General features: G+C 64.6%; 27 protein-coding genes. 9 read left to right on the top strand and 18 right to left on the bottom strand.

Annotated features, from left to right (window positions below):
- The first annotated feature begins 46 nt into the window (after window positions 1–46).
- Complete coding sequence (locus tag H4W01_RS03370; protein WP_209609899.1) at window positions 47–1,372, top strand: PQQ-dependent sugar dehydrogenase; 1,326 nt, start codon at window positions 47–49, stop codon at window positions 1,370–1,372.
- A gap of 109 nt (window positions 1,373–1,481) precedes the next feature.
- Here the strand turns inward: H4W01_RS03370 and H4W01_RS03365 are convergent, their stop codons facing one another.
- Both H4W01_RS03365 and H4W01_RS03360 read right to left on the bottom strand, forming a co-directional pair.
- Complete coding sequence (locus H4W01_RS03365) at window positions 1,482–1,784, bottom strand: polyhydroxyalkanoic acid system family protein (RefSeq protein ID WP_209609898.1); 303 nt, start codon at window positions 1,782–1,784, stop codon at window positions 1,482–1,484.
- Window positions 1,785–1,794: 10 nt separating this feature from the next.
- On the bottom strand, window positions 1,795–2,211 hold the full coding sequence (locus H4W01_RS03360; protein WP_209609897.1) for a VOC family protein: 417 nt from the start codon (window positions 2,209–2,211) through the stop codon (window positions 1,795–1,797).
- 197 nt (window positions 2,212–2,408) lie between these two features.
- Between H4W01_RS03360 and lnt the strand changes: the two genes are divergently transcribed.
- Both lnt and metK read left to right on the top strand, forming a co-directional pair.
- A complete protein-coding gene (gene lnt / locus H4W01_RS03355) occupies window positions 2,409–3,938 on the top strand; it encodes an apolipoprotein N-acyltransferase (RefSeq protein ID WP_209609896.1) in 1,530 nt (509 codons plus the stop codon).
- Window positions 3,939–4,014: 76 nt separating this feature from the next.
- Window positions 4,015–5,241 carry a methionine adenosyltransferase gene (gene metK, locus H4W01_RS03350; RefSeq protein ID WP_209609895.1) on the top strand — a complete coding sequence of 409 codons (1,227 nt, stop codon included), beginning with the start codon at window positions 4,015–4,017 and terminating at the stop codon, window positions 5,239–5,241.
- A 46-nt stretch (window positions 5,242–5,287) separates the two neighbouring features.
- Here metK and H4W01_RS03345 read toward each other — a convergent pair whose 3' ends face one another.
- A complete protein-coding gene (locus H4W01_RS03345) occupies window positions 5,288–5,926 on the bottom strand; it encodes a hypothetical protein (protein WP_209609894.1) in 639 nt (212 codons plus the stop codon).
- Between the two features lie 218 nt (window positions 5,927–6,144).
- On the opposite strand from H4W01_RS03345, the gene H4W01_RS03340 reads away from it, so the two are divergent.
- Complete coding sequence (locus H4W01_RS03340; protein ID WP_334685133.1) at window positions 6,145–6,897, top strand: EAL domain-containing protein; 753 nt, start codon at window positions 6,145–6,147, stop codon at window positions 6,895–6,897.
- A gap of 68 nt (window positions 6,898–6,965) precedes the next feature.
- Window positions 6,966–7,646: a tRNA (guanine(46)-N(7))-methyltransferase TrmB gene (gene trmB / locus H4W01_RS03335; RefSeq protein WP_209609893.1), complete on the top strand. Its 681-nt coding sequence runs from the start codon at window positions 6,966–6,968 to the stop codon at window positions 7,644–7,646.
- On the opposite strand, the gene H4W01_RS03330 is transcribed toward trmB, so the two are convergent.
- From H4W01_RS03330 to H4W01_RS03320, 3 genes are all read right to left on the bottom strand, one after another.
- Window positions 7,643–10,066 (bottom strand): PAS domain S-box protein, encoded by a 2,424-nt coding sequence (locus H4W01_RS03330; RefSeq protein WP_209609892.1) that lies wholly within the window; start codon window positions 10,064–10,066, stop codon window positions 7,643–7,645. The two genes, trmB and H4W01_RS03330, sit on opposite strands and share 4 nt — an antisense overlap.
- A gap of 334 nt (window positions 10,067–10,400) precedes the next feature.
- Window positions 10,401–10,673: a UvrB/UvrC motif-containing protein gene (locus tag H4W01_RS03325; RefSeq protein ID WP_010407449.1), complete on the bottom strand. Its 273-nt coding sequence runs from the start codon at window positions 10,671–10,673 to the stop codon at window positions 10,401–10,403.
- Between the two features lie 35 nt (window positions 10,674–10,708).
- Window positions 10,709–11,785, bottom strand: coding sequence for a GNAT family N-acetyltransferase (locus tag H4W01_RS03320; protein ID WP_334685132.1), 1,077 nt, complete (start codon window positions 11,783–11,785; stop codon window positions 10,709–10,711).
- Window positions 11,786–11,869: 84 nt separating this feature from the next.
- Here H4W01_RS03320 and H4W01_RS03315 point away from each other — a divergent pair, with 84 nt between their 5' ends.
- Entirely contained in the window at window positions 11,870–12,322 is a 453-nt protein-coding gene (locus H4W01_RS03315; RefSeq protein WP_010407447.1) for a DUF2721 domain-containing protein, read from the top strand.
- Between the two features lie 3 nt (window positions 12,323–12,325).
- On the opposite strand, the gene H4W01_RS03310 is transcribed toward H4W01_RS03315, so the two are convergent.
- The 3 genes from H4W01_RS03310 to H4W01_RS03300 form a co-directional block, all read right to left on the bottom strand.
- Entirely contained in the window at window positions 12,326–13,921 is a 1,596-nt protein-coding gene (locus tag H4W01_RS03310; RefSeq protein ID WP_209609890.1) for an amidase, read from the bottom strand.
- 72 nt (window positions 13,922–13,993) lie between these two features.
- Window positions 13,994–14,200 (bottom strand): hypothetical protein, encoded by a 207-nt coding sequence (locus H4W01_RS03305; protein WP_209609889.1) that lies wholly within the window; start codon window positions 14,198–14,200, stop codon window positions 13,994–13,996.
- 533 nt (window positions 14,201–14,733) lie between these two features.
- Entirely contained in the window at window positions 14,734–15,264 is a 531-nt protein-coding gene (locus H4W01_RS03300) for a hypothetical protein (RefSeq protein ID WP_209609888.1), read from the bottom strand.
- Between the two features lie 93 nt (window positions 15,265–15,357).
- Here H4W01_RS03300 and H4W01_RS03295 point away from each other — a divergent pair, with 93 nt between their 5' ends.
- Complete coding sequence (locus H4W01_RS03295; protein ID WP_209609887.1) at window positions 15,358–16,632, top strand: MFS transporter; 1,275 nt, start codon at window positions 15,358–15,360, stop codon at window positions 16,630–16,632.
- A 52-nt stretch (window positions 16,633–16,684) separates the two neighbouring features.
- Window positions 16,685–17,053, top strand: coding sequence for a PRC-barrel domain-containing protein (locus H4W01_RS03290; RefSeq protein ID WP_209609886.1), 369 nt, complete (start codon window positions 16,685–16,687; stop codon window positions 17,051–17,053).
- Here H4W01_RS03290 and H4W01_RS03285 read toward each other — a convergent pair.
- The 3 genes from H4W01_RS03285 to uvrB all read right to left on the bottom strand — a co-directional run bounded on the left by H4W01_RS03285 (window position 17,050) and on the right by uvrB (window position 19,967).
- Window positions 17,050–17,340, bottom strand: a complete 291-nt coding sequence (locus H4W01_RS03285) for an addiction module antidote protein (protein ID WP_033965485.1) — start codon at window positions 17,338–17,340, stop codon at window positions 17,050–17,052. The two genes, H4W01_RS03290 and H4W01_RS03285, sit on opposite strands and share 4 nt — an antisense overlap.
- Window positions 17,315–17,680: a type II toxin-antitoxin system RelE/ParE family toxin gene (locus H4W01_RS03280; RefSeq protein WP_334685131.1), complete on the bottom strand. Its 366-nt coding sequence runs from the start codon at window positions 17,678–17,680 to the stop codon at window positions 17,315–17,317. Before H4W01_RS03280 ends, H4W01_RS03285 begins: the two co-directional genes overlap by 26 nt.
- A 79-nt stretch (window positions 17,681–17,759) precedes the next feature.
- A complete protein-coding gene (gene uvrB / locus H4W01_RS03275; RefSeq protein WP_209609885.1) occupies window positions 17,760–19,967 on the bottom strand; it encodes an excinuclease ABC subunit UvrB in 2,208 nt (735 codons plus the stop codon).
- A gap of 82 nt (window positions 19,968–20,049) precedes the next feature.
- Between uvrB and H4W01_RS03270 the strand changes: the two genes are divergently transcribed.
- On the top strand, window positions 20,050–20,604 hold the full coding sequence (locus tag H4W01_RS03270) for a DUF3617 domain-containing protein (RefSeq protein WP_209609884.1): 555 nt from the start codon (window positions 20,050–20,052) through the stop codon (window positions 20,602–20,604).
- A 57-nt stretch (window positions 20,605–20,661) separates the two neighbouring features.
- Here H4W01_RS03270 and H4W01_RS03265 read toward each other — a convergent pair whose 3' ends face one another.
- The 6 genes from H4W01_RS03265 to H4W01_RS03240 form a co-directional block, all read right to left on the bottom strand.
- Window positions 20,662–21,072 (bottom strand): hypothetical protein, encoded by a 411-nt coding sequence (locus H4W01_RS03265; protein WP_209609883.1) that lies wholly within the window; start codon window positions 21,070–21,072, stop codon window positions 20,662–20,664.
- Between the two features lie 43 nt (window positions 21,073–21,115).
- Window positions 21,116–21,571 carry a hypothetical protein gene (locus H4W01_RS03260; protein WP_209609882.1) on the bottom strand — a complete coding sequence of 152 codons (456 nt, stop codon included), beginning with the start codon at window positions 21,569–21,571 and terminating at the stop codon, window positions 21,116–21,118.
- Between the two features lie 101 nt (window positions 21,572–21,672).
- Window positions 21,673–22,842, bottom strand: coding sequence for an MBL fold metallo-hydrolase (locus tag H4W01_RS03255; RefSeq protein ID WP_209609881.1), 1,170 nt, complete (start codon window positions 22,840–22,842; stop codon window positions 21,673–21,675).
- Window positions 22,839–23,132 (bottom strand): type II toxin-antitoxin system RelE/ParE family toxin, encoded by a 294-nt coding sequence (locus tag H4W01_RS03250; RefSeq protein ID WP_209609880.1) that lies wholly within the window; start codon window positions 23,130–23,132, stop codon window positions 22,839–22,841. The genes H4W01_RS03255 and H4W01_RS03250 overlap by 4 nt, the downstream gene beginning before the upstream one ends.
- Complete coding sequence (locus tag H4W01_RS03245; protein WP_209609879.1) at window positions 23,120–23,392, bottom strand: CopG family ribbon-helix-helix protein; 273 nt, start codon at window positions 23,390–23,392, stop codon at window positions 23,120–23,122. Before H4W01_RS03245 ends, H4W01_RS03250 begins: the two co-directional genes overlap by 13 nt.
- Before the next feature lie 60 nt (window positions 23,393–23,452).
- Window positions 23,453–24,976 carry a fumarate hydratase gene (locus H4W01_RS03240; RefSeq protein ID WP_209609878.1) on the bottom strand — a complete coding sequence of 508 codons (1,524 nt, stop codon included), beginning with the start codon at window positions 24,974–24,976 and terminating at the stop codon, window positions 23,453–23,455.
- Window positions 24,977–24,999: the final 23 nt, after the last annotated feature.

Here is a 24,999-nt window from a genome sequence, read left to right as displayed (position 1 = left end):
GCAGAATCGCCTTCCCCTCCCCCGCTCCACCCCCTAGTTTGCGGCCATGCGCAAACACATCCTCATCATCCTCGCGATCGTCCTTGTCCTCGCGGGGGCCGTCATCTGGTGGGCGGTGCAGCCCGACGTGGCGACGCTGCCGATCGCCAAGGTCGAGGGCGAACGGCCGACCATCTCCGCCCCGCGCGACCAGACCATCCCGACCATCGCGGTGGCCGATGCGGTTGGCTGGAAGGATGGCGCGAGGCCAGTGGCAGCACCCGGGCTGAAGGTGGTGCCCTTCGCCAATGGGCTTGACCACCCGCGCTGGCTTTACCGGCTGCCCAATGGCGACATTCTGGTCGCCGAGACCAATTCGCCCCCGCGCAAGGTCGCCGGCATCGCCGATGTGGTAATGGGGTATCTGATGAAAAAGGGCGGTGCCGGGGTCGCCTCGCCCAACCGCATCCGCTTGCTGCGCGATACCGATGGGGACGGCGTGGCCGAGGTGCAGACGGTGCTGATCGGCGGGCTCAATTCCCCCACCGGCATGGCGCTGATGGGCAGCTATCTCTACATTGCCGATACCGATGCGCTGCTGCGCGTGCCGTTCACGCCCGGGCAGACCCAGATCACCGCCAAGCCTGAGAAGGTCATCCCGCTGAGCGGTGGCGGCAACCATTGGGCGCGCACGCTGCTCGCTGATCCGGCAGGCAAATATCTGTATGTCGGCGTCGGCTCCTCCACCAACATCGCCGAAAACGGGCTCGATGCCGAGAAATACCGCGCCAACATCCTGCAGGTCGATCCAGTCGCCAAGAGCTTCCGCGTATTCGGGGCTGGCCTGCGCAACCCGCAGGGGATGGCGTTCGAGCCGAAATCGGGCGCGCTGTGGGTCGCGGTCAACGAACGCGACATGCTGGGGTCGGACATCGTGCCCGATTACATCACCCGCGTTGGCCTGGGCGACAATTTCGGCTGGCCCTGGTATTATTGGGGTGGCTATCCCGATGCGCGGGTGAAGCCCGAAAATCCGGCGCTACAGGAATATTCCAAGCGCCCCGATTTCGCGATGGGGCCGCATGTGGCCGCGCTGGGCCTGACCTTCGCGCAGGACGCGAAATTGGGCCCGAACTTCGCCAATGGCGCGTTCGTCGGCGAGCATGGTTCGTGGAACCGGGTGCCGGTGTCGGGCTATAAAGTCGCCTATGTGCCGTTCGGCGATCTTGGCTTCCCCAAAAAGGGTGCCAAGCCGGTTGATGTGCTGACCGGCTTCCTCAACGCCAAGGGCCAGGCGCAGGGGCGTCCGGTTGGGGTTATCACCGATGCGACGGGCGCGCTGCTGGTGGCGGATGATGTGGGCAACACGATCTGGCGGGTCAGCGCGAAGTAACGTCTCACCCGCGTCACCCCGGCCCCGTGCCGGGGTCCACAGAGCACCAAGACCATCACCCGCAGGAGATGCGTCACGGTGGATGCCGGGACGAGCCCGGCATGACGGATCACTCCAGCAGCTTTGGCGCTTCCTTGGCGAGTTTCGCGCGGATCTTGTCGGCGAACAGCGCGAGGAACGGCGGCAAGTCGATTTCGGCGCGGACCTTGTCGGCGGCGACGGTCAGGCGGCTGGCGACGCGCTGGCCTAAAGCGGCGACGGTGAAGTGCAGCGTATCGCCCTCCCAGCGGTGATCGACCGCCGCGCCGCCGGGGAACATGCCGGCCAATGTGCCGATGCCGCCATCGACCCGCGCGCGCGCGGCCTCCAGCCCGAGGTGGTGGGGAAATTCGACGATGATCGGTTCGCTCATGTCCGGTCCTTTACGTCGCGAACAGCATCGCGTCATCGGCAAACGCCTTGAACTCGAGCGCGTTGCCGCTGGGATCATAAAAGAACATCGTTGCCTGCTCGCCCGGCTGGCCGACGAAGCGGAGATGCGGGGCGATGCCGAAGCGTGTGCCCGCCGCCGTCAGCCGATCGGCAAGCGTTTTCCAGTCGGCCATGGTCAGCACCACGCCGAAATGCGGCACAGGCACGTCATGGCCATCGACCGGATTGGAGACGGTGACGGGCGTCGCGGCGGGATCGAGATGCGCGACGATCTGGTGGCCGTAGAGATCGAAATCGATCCATGCGTCCGAGCTGCGGCCTTCGCTGCAGCCGAGCGTGCCGCCGTAAAAGGCACGCGCGGCGGCGAGATCGTGGACCGGGAAGGCGAGGTGGAAGGGGCGGGTCATGGGGGTGGTGTAGCAAGTCCTCCCCGGCACGGGGAGGGGGACCGCCAGCCTTCTTCAGGCTGGGGGTGGAGGGGGCTCTCAACAGGCGCTGCGCTCGTGGCACGCCCCCTCCACCCTTCGCTGAATGCTCAGGGTCCCCCTCCCCGTTCCGGGGAGGATTGGTTGCGTCGCCGTCGCGATCACGCGATAGCGCGGGCATGACCGAACGCCCCGCGCTCTTCTCCTTCCTGCTTGGCGGGATTGCCGCCGTCGGCTTTGCGCCGCTGGAGCTATGGCCGGTGACGCTTGGCTGCGTGGCGGCGTGGCTGTGGATCGTGCACGAAGCACCCGGCATCCGCGCGGCATTGTGGCGCGGGTGGCTGTTTGGTTTTGCGCATTTCCTGATCGGCAATAACTGGATCGCCAAGGCCTTCACCTATCAGGATGCGATGCCGCACGCGCTCGGCTGGATCGCGCCGGGCGTGATGGCGCTGTATCTCGGCGTCTTCCCGATGGCCGCCGCCGGGGTGGCGTGGCGTTTTCGCGGGGCGCGGCCGGATGCGCCCTATGTCCTGAGCTTCGCCGCCGCATGGATCGCCACCGAATATCTACGGGGGTCGCTGTTCACCGGCTATCCGTGGAATCCGCTGTCGGAGATTTGGTTGCCGACCCCCGTCGCGGCGAGCGCCCGGTCTTTCGGCACCTACGCCCTGTCGGGGGTCGCTGTCCTCGCGGCAGGGGCGGTTTTGCTCGCCGTTACCCGACAATGGCGGACGAGCGCCGCCATGCTCGCGCTGCCGATACTCCTCGGCGTAACAGCGTTGGAGCAACCCGCCCCCACCCGCATCGCCGCCAACGCCCCGCGCGTGCGCGTCGTCCAGCCCGATCTCGACCAGGAACAGCGCCCGCGCGATGATTATGCCGAGGCCAATTTGCGCCAGCTCGCGCGCCTGAGCGGCAAGCCCGGCCCTGCCCCGCGCCTGATCGTCTGGCCCGAGGGCGCGCTGCGTTTCCTGCCCGAGGATGGCTATCCCCGCCAATATTATTGGGAAGCGACGCCCTATGAGACGCGCCACCGCATCGCCGCGCTGCTGGGCCCGACGGATGTGGTGCTGACCGGTGGCAATGCGCTGATGTTCGATACGGCAGGCACGCTTTCCAGCGCGACCAACGCGATCTTCGCGCTCGATTCGCACGCGCGCATCCTCGGGCGGTACGATAAGGGGCATCTGGTGCCATTTGGCGAATATTTGCCCGCGCGCCCGCTACTCTCGGCGATCGGACTGGCGCGCCTCGTGCCGGGCGACTTCGATTTTTCGGCGGGCAGAGGCGTTGGCGGGCTTGATCTGCCCGCTTTCGGCCGGGTTGGGTTCCAGATCTGCTACGAGATCATTTTTTCGGGCGCGGTGGTCGAACCCGGCCACCGCCCGGCCTTTTTGTTCCAGCCGTCCAACGACAGCTGGTTCGGCTATTGGGGCCAGGCCGAGCATCTGGCGCAAGCGCGGATGCGCGCGATCGAGGAGGGCCTGCCGGTCATCCGCGCCACGCCGACCGGCATCTCGGCGATCATCGATGCACAGGGCCGCGTGCTCGCGTCGATCCCCGCGGACACGCCGGGCGCGATCGAACGGCCGATCCCGCCTGTGGCTCCGCCCACCCTGTTCGCGCGGTTGGGCAACCTGATAGCACTAATTGTTGGTGCCGCATTCCTCCTGTCGGCAATTGCATTGCGCCGTTTCGCACGATAGGGCGTCATATAAGGAAAGCTTTATATCAGGCATGGCAACGGCCAAAGCTCTCCTCAACCATTGAGGATCTCACCACATGCGTTCCAGTTTTCTCTTCACCTCCGAGTCGGTCTCGGAAGGCCATCCCGACAAGGTCGCCGACCAGATCAGCGACACCGTGGTCGACCTGTTCCTGAGCAAGGACCCCTATGCGCGCATCGCGTGCGAAACGCTGACGACGACCAACCTGGTCGTGCTTGCCGGCGAAATCCGCTGCAAAGGCGTGTATGAAAATGGCGAATGGGCCGAGGGCGCGCTGGCCGAGATCGAGGCTGCCGTGCGTAACACGGTCAAGGAAATCGGCTACGAACAGTCGGGCTTCCACTGGGAAACCTTCGCCTTCCACAACAATCTGCACGGCCAGTCGGCGGAAATCGCGATGGGCGTGGACGAAGGCGCGAACAAGGACGAAGGCGCTGGCGACCAGGGCATCATGTTCGGTTACGCCACCGACGAGACGCCGGGCCTGATGCCCGCGACGCTCTATTACAGCCACAAGATCCTCGAGCGCATGGCCGCCGACCGCCATTCGGGCGCAGCCCCGTTCCTGGAGCCCGACGCCAAGAGCCAAGTCACGCTGGAATATGAGAATGAAGTGCCGGTGCGTGCGACCGCTTTGGTCGTCTCGACCCAGCATAAGGCGGGCTATTGCCTGCAGGGCGACAATGCCGATCCGGCGCTGTACGAAGAACTGCACGCTTATGTTTCGCGCGTGCTGACCGAGACGCTGCCCGAGGGCTTCGTTACCGACGCGACCAAGATCTACATCAACCCGACCGGTGCCTTCGAAATCGGCGGGCCGGACGGCGATGCGGGCGTCACCGGCCGCAAGATCATCGTCGACACCTACGGCGGTGCTGCCCCGCATGGCGGCGGCGCCTTCTCGGGCAAGGATCCGACCAAGGTCGATCGCTCGGCAGCATACGTCTCGCGCTACATGGCGAAGAACGTCGTCGCGGCCGGTCTTGCGCGGCGCTGCACGATCCAGCTCAGCTATGCGATCGGCATTGCCGAGCCGCTGTCGCTCTATGTCGACCTGCATGGCACCGGTGCCGAGGGCATTACCGAAGCCAAGATCGAGCAAGTGCTGCCGCAGCTCGTCCGCCTGACGCCGAAGGGCATTCGCGAGCATCTGCAGCTCAACGCCCCGATCTACAAGCGCACCGCCGCATACGGCCATTTCGGTCGTGAGCCCGATGCGGATGGCTTCACCTGGGAAAAGACCGATCTGGTCGACGCCCTGAAGGCCGCTTTAGCCGTATGATATGAACCGAGCGCGGCCATCATTAGGCCGCGCTCGGTCAGCTCCCCTACGGTCGGTTTGACGAAAAAACCGACGGATCAAACCGCGCGGGCGGCGCTCGGCGCGCCTGTTGCTCGCTATCCGGCATGGCTGCCACCGCTTGCGTCGAGGCTGCCTGCACGTTGAAACGCAGATCGTCGGCGAGGTAGGCTGTCACCACCGTATCGGCGGGCATCCTGCCGCTGGTGCCGTGAATGAACAGCATCGGCCACGAAATGAACAGCGCGCCGCCAATTGCCAGCGCGCCCTGCCCGGTCCCTTGCCGCGCGGTGCGACCCGACAAGCGGATCGGTCCGTTTGGCGTCTGCACATAATCGAGCCGGATATCGAGCTGGCCGCGCTTGCCGAAATGGCCGTTGCGTTCGGCGCGCATCACTTCGCCCACCGCGATCGACCCGACCGGCACCACCACTTGCCCGCGATAGACAAGCGGTTCGGCCACTTCGAGATAGAAGCGGTCGCCCGCATGATTGTCCTTGGTGTTAAGCTCGGTGCGCGTGGTCAATTGCAGCGGCGTTCCCATCGGTAAATACGCCGTGGTGGAGGTGACCGCAGCCGGAGCCGCCCACTGCACGGTATATTGCGCCTCGGCCATCACAGGGACGCACGACGCGAGGACCATCCCGCCGAGATAGGTGAATTTCATCGATACGCCCCCGTTGCCAATATCGATGATCTTATACTTCTCTTATACTACCAATACTTAGCTTTCCCAATGAAGTTGGCTTTAACCATATCGAGTTTGCTCCGCCCCGCCTGTCACCGCCACACACTGGCTTAGCGGTAAAATAACCATCGCGCAGCGCACCCGTTACGGCCGCGTAGCGTCTATCAATAGACAAGGGTCAACAGAGGAAGCGTCTCTTGTCCGGTCAACACGCACGCCCAACCGATGCGCAGGAGCATGACTTTCACCTCGTCATGGCGTTCCAGCCCATCATGGACGTCGTGGCCAATCGCACCTGCGCCTATGAGGCGCTGGTGCGCGGACCCAATGGCGAAGGAGCCCCGGAAATGCTGGCGCGGGTGACGCCCGAAACGCGCTACGCCTTTGACCAGCAATGCCGCGTGGCCGCGATTCGCCAGGCCGTCGATGCGGGAATCATCGCCTCCGGGGCGTTGCTGTCGATCAACTTCCTGCCCGAGGCGATTGAGGATCCCGTCGCCGATAGCGAGCGCACCTTGCGCGCCGCGCGAGAAACGGGGTTCCCGCCGGAACGGCTGACCTTCGAATTCAGCGAGTGCAAGCGACTCGACGATGCGCATCTGGAGCGCGTCGCGCGCGCCTATCGCAAGATGGGCATGACCACGATCATCGACGACTTCGGATCAGGCGATTGGGGGCTGACGCTGATGAGCCGCTTCCTGCCCGATGCCGTCAAGCTCCAGCCCGATTTGATCCGCGGTTTGTGCAGCAGCTGGGCACGGCGGCTGGTGGTCGAGGAAACCTTTCATCTGGTCTCGCGACTGGGCGTGAAGGTGATTGCCGAGGGCGTCGAGACGCGCGCTGAATATGACAAATTGCGCGGCATCGGTGTGCGCTACATGCAGGGCTATTATTTCGCGCGACCACAGGTCGGGCGGCTCGTTCGCCCCGAACTCGCGCACGCCGCCTGACCGTGCCCACACCCTCCGGAAGAAACGGCGCTTTGCAGCCGCCTGCGCGCTCGCTAGAGCCTGCGCCGATGACCGATCCGATGACCACCCGCCGCCTCTATGGCCGCCGCCAGGGCCATAAATTGCGCCTGGGGCAAGCCGATTTGGTGGAGACGCTGCTCCCGCAGATCAGCGTGCCCGCCGATGGCCCGCTCGATGCGACCCGCCTGTTCGGCGGCGACCGCCCGCTGGAAGTCGAAATCGGCTTCGGTGCGGGCGAGCATCTCGCGGGCCAGGCGATGGCGCGGCGCGACACCGGCTTTATCGGCTGCGAACCCTTTCTCAATGGCGTGGTCGGGGCATTGGGGCATGTCCGCGACGAAGCGCTCGACAATGTCCGCCTGCATATGGGCGATGCACTCGACGTGCTCGAACGGCTGCCCGATGCGTCGCTATCGCGCGTCTATCTGTTGCACCCCGACCCGTGGCGCAAGGCGCGCCATGCCAAGCGCCGCATGATCAATCACGGCCCGCTCGACCTGATCGCGGCAAAGCTGAAGCCCGGCATGGAGTTTCGCCTGGGCACTGACGACCCGACCTATTGCCGCTGGGCGATGATGGTGATGGGCCAGCGGCGCGATTTCGCGTGGACCGCCCGCACCGCCGCCGACTTCCTGACCCGCCCCGAGGACTGGCCCGAAACCCGCTACGAACGCAAGGCGCGCCGCCAGGGGCGTGAGGTGTGGTACTTCCGCTATCTGCGGCTCTAGGCGGCCCGATCGTCGCGTTGCCCATAGCGCTCGGACGCGATCTCGCCTTTGCCGAGATGCGCCCAGCCCTCCTCCAGGAGCAGCACGAGGCTGAACACTGCCCCACCTTGCGGGTTGTTTTCCGCCCACAATTTCCCGCCATGCGCTTCGACAATGGTGCGGCAGATCGGCAGACCCAGCCCCAAACCGGTGCCGTTCGCCTTGCTGGTCCTGAACGGCGCGAACAGGTTTTCGAGCATGCCCTGCGAAAGCCCGCACCCGCTGTCGGACACCGTGATCAGCACGTCGCGCTGACGAATATGCGTTGCCACCACGATTTCCCGGCGGGCCAACCCCTCGGTTGCCTCGACGGCGTTGCGGATCAGGTTCGACATCACTTGCTCGAGCTGCACCGGATCGCCGACCACGAGCAGGTCGGGTCGCACGGGATGGTAAAGCAGCGTCACATCGTGCGCCATTTTGAGTTGCTGCACGCCCGCGCACGCGGCGGCGAGCACCGGCCCCAGTGACACCCGCTCGAACACGACTTCGCCGCTGACCGCAAAGGCCCGCATCTTGCGGATGATGTCGCCCGCGCGCAGCGCCTGATCGCGGGCGGAATCGAGGATCGACAGCAGCGTCGCATCGACCGCGTCGGCCTCACAGAGTTTGTAGCGTCCCGCTTCGACATAGTTGGTAATGGCCGATAAGGGCTGGTTCAATTCATGTGCCAGCGTTGAGGCCATCGCGCCCATCGCGCTCAGGCGGGTAACGCGCAGGAATTTCTCGTTGGCGTCGCGCAATTGCGCCTTGGCCTCAACGTCGCGCGTAATATCGAGGACCAGGCCGAGCAGCCGCGGCCGCTCCTCATACGGATCATACCGGCCATGCAAGCGGATCCAGCGGATCCGGCGATCGGGCATGCAAACGCGCAGCGTCATTTCGAACGGCGCTTCGTCGACCGCGGAGCGGAACAATTTTGTGCGCATCTCGCGCAATTGCGATTGCCCGACGCGGTCGACAAAGTCGGGAAGACGATAGGCACCGGGATGCCAGGGCACCCCGAACAGCGCTGCGCTTTCGGGCGAGTGCAGCGCGCTTTCTTCGGTCAGGTCGATGTCGAACACGCCGACGCCCGCATATTGCTGGGCCAGGCGGAAGCGCTTTTCACTCTCGGCAAGCGCAACCTCCGCCTTCACCCGCTCGGAGATATCCTCAACCACGGTGACAACTTGGTCGACCTCCCCTGCGGCCCCGACAATCCTGCTCGACGTCGCGCGGATCCACCGCTGATCGCCGTCCCTGGTCCGGATATGGAGATCGCGCGAGATGATCGGCGCGTCATCGCGCGCGAGTTGCGCCAGCACGTTACGGCTGGCGCTCACATCGGCATCGTCCAGGATCGCGGTATAATGGCTTCCCAACAGCTCTTCCCGGCCATATCCCGCGATCTCGAGGTAGCGTTCGTTCGCGGCGAGATACTCGCCATCGGCCGACAGCACGGCCACGCCGACGCCGGCCTGTTCGAAAATGGCGCGATAGCGCTGCTCGGCATCGCGCGCGCGCTCCTGTTCGCGGCGTTTGTCGGCGGTCGCGGCGAGCACGAACATCGTCGCGGCGGTTGCGGCGACCAGAAATTGCGCCAGGCGCATTTGGCCGCTGGCGAGCTCCCCGATTGCGGGAGGCGCATTTTGCCCCGCAGCCCATAGCGTGATGACTGCGACAATCACCATGGAGGTGGCGGCACCACGCAAATGGAAGCGCAAGGCAACGATGATAAGCGGGAACATCACCCAGGCGAACGAAGTCGCGCCCGACCCGAAATTGACCGCGGCGGCCACGGCGGCGCAAAGCGCCATCAACGCAACGAAGCCGCACCACTCGATCCGCGTCCAGCGCTCGGCCGGGCGCGCCGCCCACGCCAGAACCAGCGGTGTGGCAAGGATCAAGCCCAGTCCGAACCGCGCGGCACGGTCTTCAACCCCCGCCACGAAGCTCGTCGGCCCGCCCACTAGCATGACCGCCGCAGTCGCCGAAACGGCACCCGCGAAGGTCCCGGCCACGACCGCAGCCAAGGTGCCCCACACCGACTTGGGGTCGAGCAGATCACTCGGCCGGATCCGGCACCGCTCGATGATGAACGCCGAGGTAAAAGCGCCCAGCGTGAGGCCCGAACCATGCACAACATTTTGCAGAACGGGGTGCGCGGGTTCCGCGAGCACCGTTGTCCCAATCGCGGCGATCGCCACGATCGGCCAATATCGCAAGCCGACGAGGATCAGCCCTGCGACAGCAATACCCAGCGAAAACGATAAAGGTGGAGATGTGCCCGAAACCTGGCCCCAGATTTGCCATAACAGACTGCCGCAGAGCACGCCTAAAAAAACGCACAAACCCGGCACCGCCGCTGAGAAGCTAGACCTGGAAATTGCGGATGCCATGTTTAGTCCTGACCAACGCCACACTGGACCGACAAATTTGCGACCGCACAATATTAACCTAAATACTACATCACTTATACTGCACAAGTCCACAGGATAAACACAAGACTGAACGACACGCCCATTCCGTTCCACCGACTTATCTTGTAAGCGACACGTATCCAGTATTTTTTAACTATACTGCTGAATTTCTACGGAAAAATCAGCACATTTTCATGAAATACCCGGCAAGGGTGGCCAAGTTTACTCGCCGACGGCCATGCCCTTCAGGGCGTGCTCGGATGTCGGGCTTCTTTCGGACGCAGCAGCTTTAAGGATGCCGAGTCGTGCAGCCTCAGCGCTTGCGCGACCGTCCTTGCGTCATTGGATCGGGCTTGGGCGGCGGCGTCCAGCCAGGCGGCGGGGTAAGGCGCTGCTGGCTGGAGCCAAGCCCCATCGCGCCTGGCTGTTGTCGCGTCAGCCCTGCGGTATCGGCCGCTTGTGCCGCCTCCGCATCGGCACCGCCGCGCAGCAAGCTGATACGATCGCGCAGCCGCCGCGCTTCCTCGAAATCAAGCGCCGCCGCCGCCGCTTCCATCCGTGCCTGAAGATCGGCCAGTTCGTTCATCGCGCCTCAACGCAGCGCAGGGCGCGTGGGATCCCTCACCCCTGCCCGCTGGCGGACCACCGCCCTTTTAACAGCCGCGCCACTGCCGCCGGAATGCCCGGTCGCACCAGCAGCCAATCGCGCAGCGCCGGGCCTTGCACCGCTCCGAGCGTCTGCTTGTAGCCGCTGTCGCCCGCGCCCCAATCCACCGTTCGAATACCTGCCGCCTTTGCCCGCACCAGATTGCGATACGCCAGCAGCTTGCCGGGCGAATGCCGTGCCACGGCAGGATCGTAGCTGTTGGCGATGGCATAGCGCGTCGCGCCGCAATCCAGATCGAAGGAGAAGGCGCTCGGCACCCCCTTGATCGTCAGCAGCGCCGCCGACATCATCCCCGCCAGCGCCGGATCGCGCGCTGCGGCCCGCCAGAACGCGCCGTGGCCGGTGCGCGTGAATTTGGCATCACGCCCATCGGTCTTCGCCCCGATCCAGCTCCGCCCCTCGACCAGCGCGAAAGCGTCGAACGCAGCGTCCCAGTCCCCCGCACCGACAAAGCGCCAGTCGAGCGCACCATGGTCGGCTAAATGCTTTTCATGAAAGCGGTTTTTGCGCAGCGTCGATCCGCGCGGCCAGTCCTCCTGCGTCACATCCAGCACGAAGCTATCGGCGACAAATCGATCGAGCACCGCCCAGCCCTTCGCACGGGCACGCTCGAGCACCCCCGCCAGCGATGGATCGCCGTCGCAGACCGGCCCGATCCGCAGCGCATTGACCGAGCGCCCCAGCGTGTCGAGCAATGCATCGACCGCACGCGGAGCTACCCGCGCGTGCATTGGAAAACTGCGGAACGGCCAATAACAGCCCGGCACCATCGCCACGCGCGCCAGCGCTGGCCCAACACCGACAAACGGCAAAGCGATCACCGCTTCGTCATCGTCTTCCACCACAATCGTGCGCGCCGCGCCGCCATAGGCCTCCAGCGCCGCTGCATACCATTGATAGCGCAGGAAACACTGCGGGACAGGGGCGGCCTCCGCCACCGTATCGATCGCGCCCGACAGGCCATCGAGCACGCTCGCCCGCGTCGGCGACGGCAGGCGCGTGAACTCCGCGAGCAGCATCGGCTTGGTCATGGCGCACGGCGTTAGCATGACTGGGTTACCATTCTGTGCAGAGCGCCGCTTGCGTCGCGCGGCGACACCCCCCAATGTCGGGCGATGTTCTCGATCCCCGCCGTCAACACCATTGCGCAGACGATCCAGCTTTCGCTGTCGCCGGTCTTCATGCTGGCCGGCATCGGGGCCTTGCTCAATGTGCTGGCCGGGCGGCTCTCCCGCGTCGTCGATCGCGCCCGCGCGGTGGAGGACCTTCACCCGCGCTCGGTCGGGCCCGAACATGACCGCCACGTCTGGGAATTGCGCCTGCTCGACCGGCGCATGTCGGTGATCAACGCCGCGTTGGTGATGGCGGTGTCAAGCGCGGTGATGACGTGCCTGGTGGTGGCCTTGCTGTTCGTGGCCGTGCTGATCAAGCTCCACATCGGCACGATCGTCGCGCTGTCGTTCATTCTGGCGATGGGGTTGCTGATCTCCGCGCTGGTGTCGTTCCTGATCGAGGTGCGGATGTCGCTGATCGCGATCCACATCCGCCCGGAACTGCTCGAGCGCTAAGCGCTAGCGCGCGCCCTCCAGCCCCGGCCCGGCATCGTTGGTTGCCGCATAGGTCGGCAAGGCGCGTGCCTTGGCCGCCTGCTCATAGACATAGCCCGCTTGCAGCACCGTCGAATCCCCCATCGCCGTCGCGATGAACGACAGGCCGACCGGCACGCCGCGCACCAACCCCATCGGCACCGTCAAATGCGGATAGCCCGAAATGGCGGGGAGTTCGCTCGCGCTCGGTCCGCTGAACTGGTCGCCATAAACCGTGTCCGACAGCCACGGCATGCCATAGGTCGGTTCGACCAGGATCGTCGCCTGCGCCTTGGCGAGCATCGCGTCGATCCCCTCCTTGCCCGCCAGCCGCCGCGATTTCGCGCGCGCGCCCAGATATTCGGGGTCGGCGAGGCCGCGCGTCTTCTCCGCCGCTTCGAAGGTCTCCTGCGCGAAGAACGGCATTTCGGTCGCGGCGTTGGCAGCGTTGAAGGCGATCACATCGGCGAGCGTGCGCGTCTTCACCGCAGCCGGCGTGGTCGCGAGATAGGCGTTGAGATCGGCCTTCAACTCGGTGTGCAGGACCAAGGATTCCGCTTCGCCGATTCCGTTTAGCGTGGGGGCATCGACGTCGACCAGCACCGCTCCCTGCGCCTTCAGCACCGCAAGCGCCGCCGCATAGTTGCTCTTGAGAAGATCGGGCATCTCGGGATGGAGCACCGCCACCCGCACGCCCTTCAGCGACGCGCGCGCGAGGTCGCCTGCATAACTGTGCGCGATCGCATAGGCGATATTCAGGCTCGCCGCGTCAGCGGGATCGTAGCCGACCATTGCGTCGAGCAGGAGCGCCACATCGCGCACGCTGCGCGCCATCGGCCCCGGCGTATCCTGGCTGTGGCTGATCGGCACGACATGCGTGCGGCTGACCAGGCCTAGGGTTGGCTTCAGCCCGACAAGACCATTCATCGAGGACGGGCACACCACCGATCCATCGGTCTCCGTGCCAACCGCCGCAGCTGCAAAGCTCGCCGCCACCGCCGCGCCCGATCCGCTCGAAGACCCGCACGCCGTCCGATCGAGCGCATAGGGGTTGCGCACGAGCCCGCCCACCGCGCTCCAGCCGCTGATCGCATGGGTCGAGCGGATATTGGCCCATTCGCTGAGATTGGTTTTGCCCAGGATGACCGCGCCCTGCGCCCGCAGCCGCGCCACCAAAGGCGCATCGCGGCGGGTGACATTGTCCTTCAGCGCCAGGCTGCCCGCCGTCGTTGCGATCGGATCCTTGGTCTCGATATTGTCCTTGATCAGCACGGGCACGCCATCGAGCGGGCCGAGCGGCTTGCCCGCCTGACGCCGCGCATCGCTCGCGCGCGCTTGCGCCAGTGCATCGGGATTGGTCGCGATCACCGCGCGAAGGCTCGGCCCCGTGCGATCCATCGCCGCAATCCGCGCCAGATACGCCTGCGTGATCGCCGCACTGCTCGTGCCGTGCGCCATCATCGCCTGCAACTGTTCGATCGACGCCTCTTCAATCGCCGGCATCGCTGGCCCCGCGACTTGGGCGGTCGCCGGTACAGCCGCCACCGCACACAGCATCAACGAAGCGATAGAGATCCGCATCAGTTCCTCCAGGGTCGCGATCACACCGAACGCGCCTGGATCATGCCGCCGTTCAGGCGATGCGGCAAGCGCTCACTCTTTATCGGCCTCGGCGGGATGGTGCGGCAGGCGGCGCTGGCCACCACGACCGAACACGGCGTCCCAGGCTTGCTGATACGCGAGATTACGCTGCCTGCGCTTACCCCGCCGGACGGCGGCGCGACGCTGCTTGAGCAGCTGCAGCACCTCCCAAACCGCAAACGCAATTACACAGGCGATTATACCAACAACGATAGCCATATTCACGCCTTTACCGACTCACACGCAACACGTCGCAGCGCAGCATTTAGCGAAAATTATGGTTTCGGTCTCGTAAAGATTGACCGTGGTATAGACCATTACGGGACACACGCCCCTCGGCATTGCCCAAAATGAAAAGAGGCTGCCGGGGGCCTCACGGCACCCCGGCAACCTCCTGACATGGTCAGCGGCCGGAAGCTCCAGCTTGGGAGACCATGCGGACCGCATCAGCTTCGACGGGGGATGGCGTTGTCTGGGGGAAAATACCCCCCGCCCCTGCCGTCAACGGGTTTCCCCGAAAAGCTTAGCGGTGCGTCCCCCGAACGAACTGAACCGACCCCATTGCTGAACCATGAGACATCGGATCACCTCCTTTCGCTAGTTAAAACAGCGTGACCAGGACTGGTCACGACTCGTGTTTGAATCATATAAATTTGCGAAACAAGTCTTGTAATGTTCCGCGATTTCGACGATTCTCTTTCGCCTGCCTGAAGCGCGCCAAATGCGCGTTCAACGGCGATCGAAACCGCTGCTCAGCGGCGGCAATCCTCGACGACGCGGCCAATTTCAGCCCAGGCGGGCACCACCAACGTCGTCGCACCGGCTTGCTCGACGAGGAAACGACCGCGGCTGAACGCCATCGCGTCGAGCAGCGGGTCGCGGGGTTCCAGCGCGACCGTCGCCTGCGCGGCATCGGCAGCGCGCGCGGTCAGCGTCCGTGCAAGGCTGGTGGTCCGCACCAGCAGCGGTGCGGCGCTTGCGCCCGGGCGCGACAGCGACACGATATTGGCCCCGCGATCACAGCGCAGCGTCAGCAACGCACTCCCCCCGGATCGCCCAAAGGCCGCCACCGATCCGGTGGCATCGGTGCGATAGCTCCAATCGCCGGGCGTCACCGCCCAATCGCGCCAGTCGAGCGATTGCGGCACGACCGGGGACGGCGGCAAAGGCACCGGGCGCGGTGCCACCACCGGCTGTGGCGGCGGCGACGCGGGCGGGCTGACGCAGCCACTCACCACCAGCGCGATAGCAAGAACAGCAGAGCGAACGAAAAATTTGCGCATGCCGCGCTGTATGCGCGAAGCCACCGCTGCGCTCAACCGCCGGTCTTGCACCCCGTCGTGATTTCGCCTCTGGTGCCCGGCAGGGAGAGACGCATGGCACTTGAAGCGAAGCGACTGCGCGCCATCATCGGCGGATCGGCCGGCAATCTGGTCGAATGGTATGACTGGTATGCGTATTCCGCGCTGTCGCTGTATTTCTCGGCCTCTTTCTTCCCCAAGGGCGATGCCACCGCGCAATTGCTGAACACCTCGGCAGTGTTCGCGGTCGGCTTTTTCATGCGACCGATCGGTGCCTATGTGATGGGCCGCTATGCCGATCGGCATGGGCGCAAGGCCGGGTTGGCGGTGTCGGTCGCGTTGATGTGTGCGGGCTCGCTGATGATCGCCTTTACGCCGACTTATGCGACGATCGGCCTGGCCGCACCGATCCTGCTGCTGGTCGCGCGACTGTTGCAAGGCCTGTCGGTCGGCGGCGAATATGGCGCGAGCGCGACCTATCTTTCCGAAATGGCGACGCGGCGGCACCGCGGTTTCTGGTCGAGCTTCCAATATGTCACGCTGATCGGCGGGATGCTGAGCGCGCTGGCGGTGACGCTGCTGCTGCAGGCCGTCTTCACCACGGCGCAGATGGACAATTTCGGCTGGCGCATCGCCTTTGTGCTGGGCGCGGCACTGGCGCTGGGCGTCTATTTGCTGCGGCGTGGGCTGGCGGAAACCGCGTCCTTCCAGGCACTAGCGGCGGATCGCCCGCCCTCGGGCATGGCGGCCTTGTGGCGTTCGCATCCGCGCGAGTTCCTGCTGGTCGGCGCGATCACCGCCGGCGGCAGCTTGGCTTTCTATGCCTACACCACCTACATGCAGAAGTTCCTCGCCAACACGGTTGGCTTTTCTGTGCAGACCGCGACCGCGATCATGACCGCCGCCTTGGTGGTGTTCATGCTGGTCCAACCGCTGTTCGGTGCGCTGGCCGATCGCGTCGGGCGCAAGCCGATGCTGCTGCTGTTCGGCATTGGCGGGGCAATCGTATCGGTGCCGGTGTTCAGCGCGCTGGAAAGCGTGCGCACGCCGGGCGCGGCGTTTGCGATCGTGCTGGTGCCGCTGTTGCTGCTCGCCGCCTATACCTCGATCAGCGCGCTGGTGAAGGCCGAGTTGTTCCCCGCGCACATCCGCGCGCTCGGCGTCGCCTTTCCTTATGCGATCGGCAATGCGGCGTTTGGCGGCACTGCCGAATATGTCGCGCTGAGCCTGAAGGGCTGGCATATCGAGAGTGCCTTCTATTGGTATGTCAGCGGGATGCTGGCGCTGACCAGCCTGTGTTTCTGGCTGCTGCCCGAAACGCGGGCGGCGAGCCTGATCGTGGAGGATTGAGGGAACTCTCGGGGCCTTTGCGCCGTTTCGGTTGCGCATCAAAGGAACCACCATGTCCCAGACCGAACCCACGCAATTGCTGCTGCAATCGAACAAGACCGACACGATGCAGGTGCGCAGCCGCGATGGCGACAAGATCGGCAGCGTGCATGCGATGATGGTCAACAAGCGCACCGGGCATACCCTGTATGCGGTGCTGACGATCGGTGGCTTCCTCGGCATGGGGCGCGCTTATTACCCGCTGCCCTTTTCGCTGCTGCAGTTCGACCCGGTCAACGACACCTATATCGTGACGATCGACCGCCGCGTGCTGGAAGGCGGCCCGAGCTGGGCCGCCAACCCGCCCGAATTCGACCAGGCCTATGCCGATCGGGTGTCGAAATATTATGATGTGGCGGGCGAGGATCTGTCGCTGGGTTAAGCGGCGTCGCGCGCAACGCTCAATCGCAAGCCCATGGCACCCAACACGGCGGTCAGCGTTTCCAGCGTCGGATTTCCGTTTTCGGAGAGCGCCGCATACAGCGCCTGCCGTCCAACGCCTGTCTTCCGTGCGATTTCGGTCATCCCTTTGGAACGGGCAACGATGCCAAGGGCGCGTGCAATATGCTGGGCGTCGCCACCGTCCATCGAAGCGTCGAGAAAGGCAATGACCTCCTCCTCGGTATCGAGATATTCGGCCGGATCAAAGATCGTCGTTTTCAGCGCCATACTCTTCTCGCTTCACCAGTTCGATAGCCTTGGCAAGGTCACGCCGTTGTCCGCTTTTGTCACCGCCTGCCAACAGTAGCACGATCGCGCTACCCTGCCGCTTGAAATAGACCCGATACCCTGGGCCAAAATGCATCCGCAACTCCTCGACGCCCTCGCCGACCGACTTGGCATCGCCGAAATTGCCGTCGGCGACGCGCAGCAGTCGATCGAAAATGCGCGCTCGACCTCGAAGATCCCGCAGAGAGGCCAGCCAATCGTGGAATTCAACCGTTTGCCGAACCTCATGTATCTGTCCTTTATATAGGACAGATACATGTTTGTCAAAATCGTCGTTCATGCCCGCGACCTCCGCCTCTTCAACCATAGCCGGAAGGTTGACACATCCATTGAAGAAGTAGGGGTGCGTTCGAATAGACTCACCGCCCCCGCCGCGAACTCCCCGCCATTCCCGCGCGCATCTTCTGGCTCTTGCCGTAGCGCGTCTTGCGCGTGCCCGGCTTGCCCTCGTTGGAACGCCCCATCACCGGGGCTTTCTGCTGGTCGACCGGCAGCCCCAGTTCTTCCTGCTCCAATTGGCGGATCTCGTCGCGAAGGCGCCCGGCGGTTTCGAATTCCAGATCCGCGGCTGCTGCGCGCATCTTCTTTTCGAGGTCCTCAATATACGCGCGCAGATTGTGGCCGACCATGTGCGGGCGGTCCTCGTCGATCTCCACCGTCACCTGGTCGCGTTGTGACACATCCTGGATGATGTCGCCGATGTTGCGCTTGATCGTCGTCGGGGTGATGCCGTGCGCCTCGTTATAGGCGCGCTGCTTTTCGCGGCGGCGGTTGGTTTCGTTCATCGCGCGCTCCATCGAGCCCGTGATGCGGTCGGCATAGAGGATCACGCGCCCGTCGACGTTGCGCGCGGCGCGGCCGATCGTCTGGATCAGCGAGGTTTCCGAGCGGAGGAAGCCTTCCTTGTCGGCATCGAGGATCGCGACCAGCCCGCATTCGGGAATGTCCAATCCCTCGCGCAGCAGGTTGATGCCGATCAGCACGTCATACACGCCGAGCCGCAAATCGCGGATCAGCTCGATGCGCTCCAGCGTCTCGACATCGCTGTGCATATAGCGGACGCGGACCCCCGCCTCGTGCATGAACTCGGTCAGATCCTCGGCCATGCGCTTGGTCAGCGTCGTCACCAGCGTGCGATAGCCCGCCTCGGCGGTCTTCTTCGCTTCGACGATCAGATCCTGGACTTGCTCCTCGACCGGCTTGATCTCGATCGGCGGGTCGATCAGGCCAGTCGGACGGATCACCTGTTCGGCGAACACGCCGCCAGTTCGCTCCATCTCCCAGGCACCCGGCGTCGCCGAGACATAGGTCGTCTGCGGGCGCATCGCGTCCCATTCGTTGAAGCGCAGCGGGCGGTTGTCGATCGCGCTGGGCAAGCGGAAGCCATATTCGGCGAGCGTCAGCTTGCGGCGGTGATCGCCGCGTGACATGCCGTTGATCTGGCCGATTGTCTGGTGGCTCTCATCGACGAACAGCAATGCATTTTCAGGCAGATATTCGAACAAAGTGGGCGGCGGCTCGCCCGGCATGCGGCCGGTGAGGAAGCGCGAGTAATTCTCGATGCCGGCACAACTGCCGGTCGCGGCGATCATCTCCAGGTCGAAATTGGTGCGCTGCTCCAGCCGCTGCGCCTCTAACAATTTGCCCTCGGGGACCAGTTCCTTGAGCCGCTCCTGCAGCTCGAACTTGATCGCCTCCATCGCTTGCTTGAGCGTCGGCCCCGGCGTCACATAATGCGAATTGGCGTAGATGCGGATCGTGTCGAGGCTCGCCACCTTCTTGCCGGTCAGCGGATCGAACTCGACGATATCCTCGATCTCATCGCCGAAGAACGACACGCGCCAGGCGGTGTCGTCATAATGCGACGGGAACACCTCCAGCGCATCGCCGCGCACGCGGAAATTGCCGCGCTGGAACGCCGCATCGTTGCGCTTATACTGCAGCGCGACGAGCTTGCGCACGATCTCGCGCTGGTCGACGGTCTGGCCCTTTTTGAGGTCGAAGATCATCGCCGAATAGGTTTCGACCGAGCCGATGCCGTACAGGCACGACACCGAGGCGACGATGATGACGTCGTCGCGTTCGAGCAGCGAGCGGGTGGCAGCGTGGCGCATCCGGTCGATCGCCTCGTTGGTCGAGCTTTCCTTCTCGATGTAGGTGTCCGAGCGCGCGACATAAGCCTCGGGCTGATAATAATCGTAATAGCTGACGAAATATTCGACGGCGTTCTCCGGGAAGAACGACTTCATCTCGCCATAAAGCTGCGCCGCCAGGATCTTGTTGGGGGCGAGGATCAAAGCGGGGCGCTGCACCGCCTCGATCACCTTGGCCATGGTGAAGGTCTTGCCCGAGCCGGTGACGCCGAGCAGCACCTGGTCGCGCTCGCCCGCTTCCGTCTGCGCCACCAACTCAGCGATCGCGGTCGGCTGGTCGCCCGCTGCCTGATAGTCGGAGACGAGCTTGAACGGCTTGCCCCCTTCCGCCTTGGGCGGGCGCGCCGGGCGATGCGGGACGAAGCTGACGCCGGTTTCAGGTTCGTCGAGCGTGGTGCGAATCTGGATTGCCATAGCCCATCAATATGGGAAGGAATGCGCCACAGACAATCACACACCGGTGCCGCAGCGCACATCCCCGGGGGACTCTTTCCACATGACTTTCCGTATCATGGCGCTGCTCGCGCTGCCGCTCGCCGCGAGCGCCTGTTCCCCCGACGCGCCGGTCAAGCGCCAGCCGGGCAGCTGGTCGCAGAAGATCGAGATCGTGAAGTTCGAAGGCAAGGGTGCCACGCCCGAAACCAAGACGCAGATGCAGAAGATGTTCGATGCGATGAGCACGATGTCGGTGTGCCTGACGCCGGGCGCGGCCGCGAAGGAAGACATGGGCAAGGCGATGGAACAGATGTCCGCGCGCGGCCAGAATTGCACCTTCGCCAAAAAGGACGTGACCGGGGCCAGCATCGCGATCGACGCGACCTGCAAGCAGCCCAATGGCGGCACCGTAAAGATGACGATGACCGGCACCAACTCGGCGACGGCACAGGACATGACAATGAAGACCCAAGGCTTCGCCGCCAATGGGACGCAGGAAGGCACGATGGAAATGCACGTCAAATCGACGCGCAACGGCGAATGCAAGCCGACCGACGTCACCCCGCCCGAGCCCTCCGCGACCGGCCCGGCCCCAGTGGCACCGGCCAAGCCGTAAACGCGAAGGGACGCACCGGACCCGGGCGCGACGCGATCCGGTGCGTCTTCTCGCCCCTTAAAGCGGGCGAGTGGGATATGGGATCGGCGGATAGATCACTGGCTTGTCGCCATAGCGAGCGTGGAGAGCCACGTCTCGACGCTCGTCTTCATAGTCATCAGGGTTCAGCTCGTCCGGGAACTTGAACACCACGTTGAATTTTTTGCCGAGCACCTCATACTCGATCACTTCACAGCGCTTGCTCGGCTCTTCCGTTTCCCACGCCTCGACGAGCAAATCGATCAACGCGCGACTTGGGTCGAAATAGCGGACCTGGCTTCCCTCGTCCTTAAAGACCCCGGCACCTACGACACCCTCCTGCAGCTCGGCGTAGAGATAGGTTTTATCTGGGTCGCCACCGACAATCCGGCCCAATTCGTGGCCGATGTGTTCGAAAATCGGACCAAGCTTTTCGAATTTCTCCGCCATCCTATCGGCCCTTTTGCGATTCGCGAATGTTGTTAAGCGGCCCTCACGCCACCCGCCGATATGCCACGCGCCACATCGTCCAGCCGATCAGTGCTGCCACCAGCGCCAGAATGAGGCTCGTGGCCACCGCGCTGATCCAGCGGAACAGCAGGGTCTGCGTGTCGGTGACCGGCATCGCGAACAGGCCGAAGCCATAGGTCTGCCCGCCGAGGAACAGCGCGAACCCGGCCAGCGCGCCGACCAGAATCGCCATCCACGGTCCGCGTTGGCCAAAGGCGTGGCATAGCAGCCAGACCGGGCCGCCGATCGCCACCGCCGCCATCGCCGTAATCACCGCACCGACGACAAATCCTGCCAGCAGATCAAGCGGTGCGGCACCGCTGCCGATCACCACCAGCACGGTTGCGAAGACACCACCGACCAGCCCGCCGGCGGCCAGCGCCAGCCCGGCACGGTCCAGCGTCGCTTCGTAGCGGTACACACTCCCCTTCGACGCCACGTCCCGATTCTCCCCGGGGCGGGGTCTTAGCATCGTGTGCGAGACCTCCCAAGCCGCCATTCCAACAGGGGCCGGGCACGCGCAACCGCGCCTTTTTGCCCTTATGGCAGCGCCGAGGCCGCCTTGGGGAGCAGGCGCTCCATCGCCCCGCGTTCGATCGGCGCGACGGGCGCGGGCGCGCGATAGGGCGCGACCTCGGTCGGCCGCCCCAACGCCGCCGTGCCGAAACCGTGTACGCCCGCAACCTCTGCCACCGCCGCAAGCAGACGGGCCGGCGTGTCATAGCCTTCAAAGGACAGACGGAAGGTGCCCCAATGGATTCCGATCCCGCTTGATGCGCCAAGGCGGCGATACGCCTCGACCGCATCGATCGGCCCGATATGGCTGCCCGCGACCATTTGCCCCGGCGCGAAGCGAAACGCGCCGATCGGGATCAGCGCGAGCCGCACCGGACCATACGCCGCCGCCTGATGCGCCCAATTCAGATCCCCCGGACCAGTGTCGCCTGCGAAGAACAGGTTTCCGCCGGGCAAGCGCACGACGAAGCTCGACCACAAAGCGCGGTTACGATCGGCGAACCAGCGGCTGCCCCAATGGTGGTTGCGCGTAACGACCACCGCGACGCCCGGCTTCACCGCGATCTTTCCGCCCCAGTCGAGCGCCTTGGAGGGCACGCCCACCTGGCCGATCACGCTGTCATTGCCGAGGCTGGTGACGATCAGCGGACGATCGCGCTCCCACAGCCGCTTGAGCGTGGTCAGGTCCATATGGTCGTAATGGTCATGGCTGACCAGCACGACGTCGATCCTGGGCAGCGCATCGAACGCGATCCCCGGCGCTGCGACGCGCGCGGGGCCGATGCCGAGCGGCCCGGCGGTGCGGCTCCACACCGGATCGGTCAGGATGTTGAGCCCCTGCGTCTGCACCAAGACGGTGGCATGGCCGACCCAGGTCGCCACCATCCGTTCGCCCTCGACCCGCGCGGGCGGCGCTATCGGGTGGACGGCGACATGATCGGGCCAGGCGGGCCGCCCATCGCTATTGGTGAGATAGCGCCACAGGAAATTCCCGCGCCCGCCGTTGGGCGGGGCGATGTCGTCCTCGGCCCCATCAGGATTGAAGAAGCGCTCGCCGGTATAGTGCGCCGTGGGCAGGCCCGCATAATAGCGCGCATCCAGAAAGCGCGGGATGATCGTGATCGCAAGGCACAGGCCGATGACGAGCCACAGGATCGTGATGCCCAGGCCTTTCACAAATCGTCGGAAGCTCAATAGCCTGCCTCTCTCTGGTGGCGAAAAGCGAGGATATAGACGGCATCCTCGGTCGCATTATAGCGATACAGCGCGACATAACCCGCCGTACCGAAGGAAATCACCAACTCGCGCACATCGCGATCGATCCCGAACGGGCGACCGATCGCCGGATTGGCTTCCAGCAAACGGAACTGCCGCGCGATCGCGCGCCCCGCGCGCTGCGCCGCCTCGGGGCTCTTCTCTGCCAGAAAGTCGCGGCACCGCTCGAGCCCGACAACCGCCCCTTCGGTTACGATCAGTCGTGGCACTCGGGTCGACCCGGCGGCGCTTCGCCCCCCCAGCCTTCAAGCCATGCAACCGTTTCATCGGCGGTCAGGTGGCGGCCGGTCTCGCAATAGGCAGTCCACGCGTCGAGCGCCTCGCGACGGAAGCCCTCGCGCGCTTCCTCGCGATCGACATATTGGCGGATCGCCTCGCGCATGATCCAGTGCGGCGAGCGATCGCGTTGCTGCGCCAGCGCCTGGATCCGCCCCTTCATTTCGTCATCGATCTTGAGCGACGTCGCCATGGCACCACCAAACCCAAAGGTACTACCTGGCGATATACCCTCGAACGACGCCGCAAACAATCAGGCCCCGACCAGCAACCCCTCGCGCGCGATCTTTTCCTTCCACACCAAGGGCGCGAGCTGGTGGACGTTGGCGCCGGTCGAATCGACCGCCACCGTCACCGGGAAATCAACCACGTCGAATTCGTAAATCGCTTCCATGCCGAGATCGGCAAAGCCGACGACCTTCGAGCCCTTGATCGCGCGTGCGACGAGATAGGCCGCCCCGCCGACCGCCATCAGATAGGCGCTCTTCCCCTCGGCGATAGCCTTGGTCGCATCGGGGCCGCGCTCGGCCTTGCCAACCATCGCCAACAGGCCTTGGTCCAGCATCATGCGCGTGAACTTGTCCATCCGCGTCGCGGTGGTGGGACCAGCCGGGCCGACCACTTCCTCGCCGACCGGATCGACCGGGCCGACATAATAGATCACGCGGCCCTTGAATTCGACCGGCAGCTCCTCACCCGCGTCGAGCATGTCCTTGATCCGCTTGTGCGCGGCATCGCGGCCGGTGAGCATCTTGCCGTTGAGCAGCAGCCGGTCGCCCTGCTTCCAGCCCTGCACTTGCTCCGGCGTCAGCGTGTCGAGATCGACGCGGATCGCGGCGCTGTCGGGCTTCCAGTCGACCTTGGGCCATTCGTCGAGCTTGGGCGCTTCGAGGAAGGCCGGGCCCGATCCGTCGAGCACGAAATGCGCGTGGCGCGTCGCGGCGCAATTGGGGATCATCGCGACCGGCTTGCCCGCCGCATGGCACGGCGCGTCGAGAATCTTGACGTCGAGGATGGTCGACAAGCCACCCAGCCCCTGCGCGCCGATGCCGAGCGCGTTGACCTTGTCGAAAATCTCGATGCGCAAGCGTTCGATATCGGTCTTGGCCCCACGCGCCTTGAGCGGCCCCATATCGATCGGCTCCATCAGCGCTTGCTTGGCGAGCAATACGCAATGTTCGGCAGTGCCGCCGATGCCGATGCCGAGCATGCCCGGCGGGCACCAGCCCGCCCCCATTTGCGGCAGCATCTCGATCACCCAATCGACGATCGAGTCGGACGGGTTCATCATCTTGAACTTGGACTTATTCTCGCTGCCGCCGCCCTTGGCCGCGACATCGACCGAAACGCGGCTACCCGGCACCATGTCGACGTGCAGCACGCACGGCGTATTGTCCTTGGTGTTGCGGCGCGTGAAAGCCGGGTCGGTCAGCACCGAGGCACGCAATTTGTTGTCGGGGTTCAGGTACGCGAGCCGCACGCCCTGGTCGACGACCTCCTGCAGCGATCGGCTGGTGTCGTCGAGGCGGCAGTCCATGCCCCATTTGATGAACACGTTGACGATGCCGGTGTCCTGGCAGATCGGGCGGTGCCCCTCGGCGCACATCCGGCTGTTGGTCAGGATCTGCGCGATCGCATCCTTGGCGGCGGGGCCCTGCTCGGCCTCATAGGCTTCGCCCAGCGCGCGGATGTAATCCATCGGGTGATAGAAAGAGATGAACTGCAGCGCGTCGGCCACGCTCTCGATCAGATCGGCTTCACGGATGATGGTGGTCATGTTGGGCTCCTGTCTTGCGCCGC

The sequence above is a fragment of the Sphingomonas sp. PL20 genome, assembly GCF_017875905.1.
Taxonomy (GTDB): domain Bacteria; phylum Pseudomonadota; class Alphaproteobacteria; order Sphingomonadales; family Sphingomonadaceae; genus Sphingomonas; species Sphingomonas echinoides.
The sequence above is the reverse complement of the archived record's forward strand: the minus strand, read 5'-3'. Positions and strand labels throughout refer to the sequence as shown.

Bases quoted from the DNA above. Each gene is read 5' to 3' on its own strand.
- H4W01_RS03330 (WP_209609892.1), bottom strand. From the start codon at position 10,066: ATGGCATCCGCAATTTCCAGGTCTAGCTTCTCAGCGGCGGTGCCGGGT.
- H4W01_RS03365 (WP_209609898.1), bottom strand. From the start codon at position 1,784: ATGAGCGAACCGATCATCGTCGAATTTCCCCACCACCTCGGGCTGGAG.
- H4W01_RS03270 (WP_209609884.1), top strand. From the start codon at position 20,050: ATGACTTTCCGTATCATGGCGCTGCTCGCGCTGCCGCTCGCCGCGAGC.
- H4W01_RS03300 (WP_209609888.1), bottom strand. From the start codon at position 15,264: ATGCGCAAATTTTTCGTTCGCTCTGCTGTTCTTGCTATCGCGCTGGTG.
- H4W01_RS03325 (WP_010407449.1), bottom strand. From the start codon at position 10,673: ATGAACGAACTGGCCGATCTTCAGGCACGGATGGAAGCGGCGGCGGCG.
- trmB (WP_209609893.1), top strand. From the start codon at position 6,966: ATGACCGATCCGATGACCACCCGCCGCCTCTATGGCCGCCGCCAGGGC.
- H4W01_RS03295 (WP_209609887.1), top strand. From the start codon at position 15,358: ATGGCACTTGAAGCGAAGCGACTGCGCGCCATCATCGGCGGATCGGCC.
- H4W01_RS03290 (WP_209609886.1), top strand. From the start codon at position 16,685: ATGTCCCAGACCGAACCCACGCAATTGCTGCTGCAATCGAACAAGACC.
- H4W01_RS03320 (WP_334685132.1), bottom strand. From the start codon at position 11,785: ATGACCAAGCCGATGCTGCTCGCGGAGTTCACGCGCCTGCCGTCGCCG.
- H4W01_RS03265 (WP_209609883.1), bottom strand. From the start codon at position 21,072: ATGGCGGAGAAATTCGAAAAGCTTGGTCCGATTTTCGAACACATCGGC.
- uvrB (WP_209609885.1), bottom strand. From the start codon at position 19,967: ATGGCAATCCAGATTCGCACCACGCTCGACGAACCTGAAACCGGCGTC.
- H4W01_RS03285 (WP_033965485.1), bottom strand. From the start codon at position 17,340: ATGGCGCTGAAAACGACGATCTTTGATCCGGCCGAATATCTCGATACC.
- H4W01_RS03310 (WP_209609890.1), bottom strand. From the start codon at position 13,921: ATGCGGATCTCTATCGCTTCGTTGATGCTGTGTGCGGTGGCGGCTGTA.
- metK (WP_209609895.1), top strand. From the start codon at position 4,015: ATGCGTTCCAGTTTTCTCTTCACCTCCGAGTCGGTCTCGGAAGGCCAT.
- H4W01_RS03360 (WP_209609897.1), bottom strand. From the start codon at position 2,211: ATGACCCGCCCCTTCCACCTCGCCTTCCCGGTCCACGATCTCGCCGCC.
- H4W01_RS03280 (WP_334685131.1), bottom strand. From the start codon at position 17,680: ATGAACGACGATTTTGACAAACATGTATCTGTCCTATATAAAGGACAG.
- H4W01_RS03240 (WP_209609878.1), bottom strand. From the start codon at position 24,976: ATGACCACCATCATCCGTGAAGCCGATCTGATCGAGAGCGTGGCCGAC.
- H4W01_RS03315 (WP_010407447.1), top strand. From the start codon at position 11,870: ATGTTCTCGATCCCCGCCGTCAACACCATTGCGCAGACGATCCAGCTT.
- H4W01_RS03345 (WP_209609894.1), bottom strand. From the start codon at position 5,926: ATGAAATTCACCTATCTCGGCGGGATGGTCCTCGCGTCGTGCGTCCCT.
- lnt (WP_209609896.1), top strand. From the start codon at position 2,409: ATGACCGAACGCCCCGCGCTCTTCTCCTTCCTGCTTGGCGGGATTGCC.
- H4W01_RS03370 (WP_209609899.1), top strand. From the start codon at position 47: ATGCGCAAACACATCCTCATCATCCTCGCGATCGTCCTTGTCCTCGCG.
- H4W01_RS03245 (WP_209609879.1), bottom strand. From the start codon at position 23,392: ATGGCGACGTCGCTCAAGATCGATGACGAAATGAAGGGGCGGATCCAG.
- H4W01_RS03305 (WP_209609889.1), bottom strand. From the start codon at position 14,200: ATGGCTATCGTTGTTGGTATAATCGCCTGTGTAATTGCGTTTGCGGTT.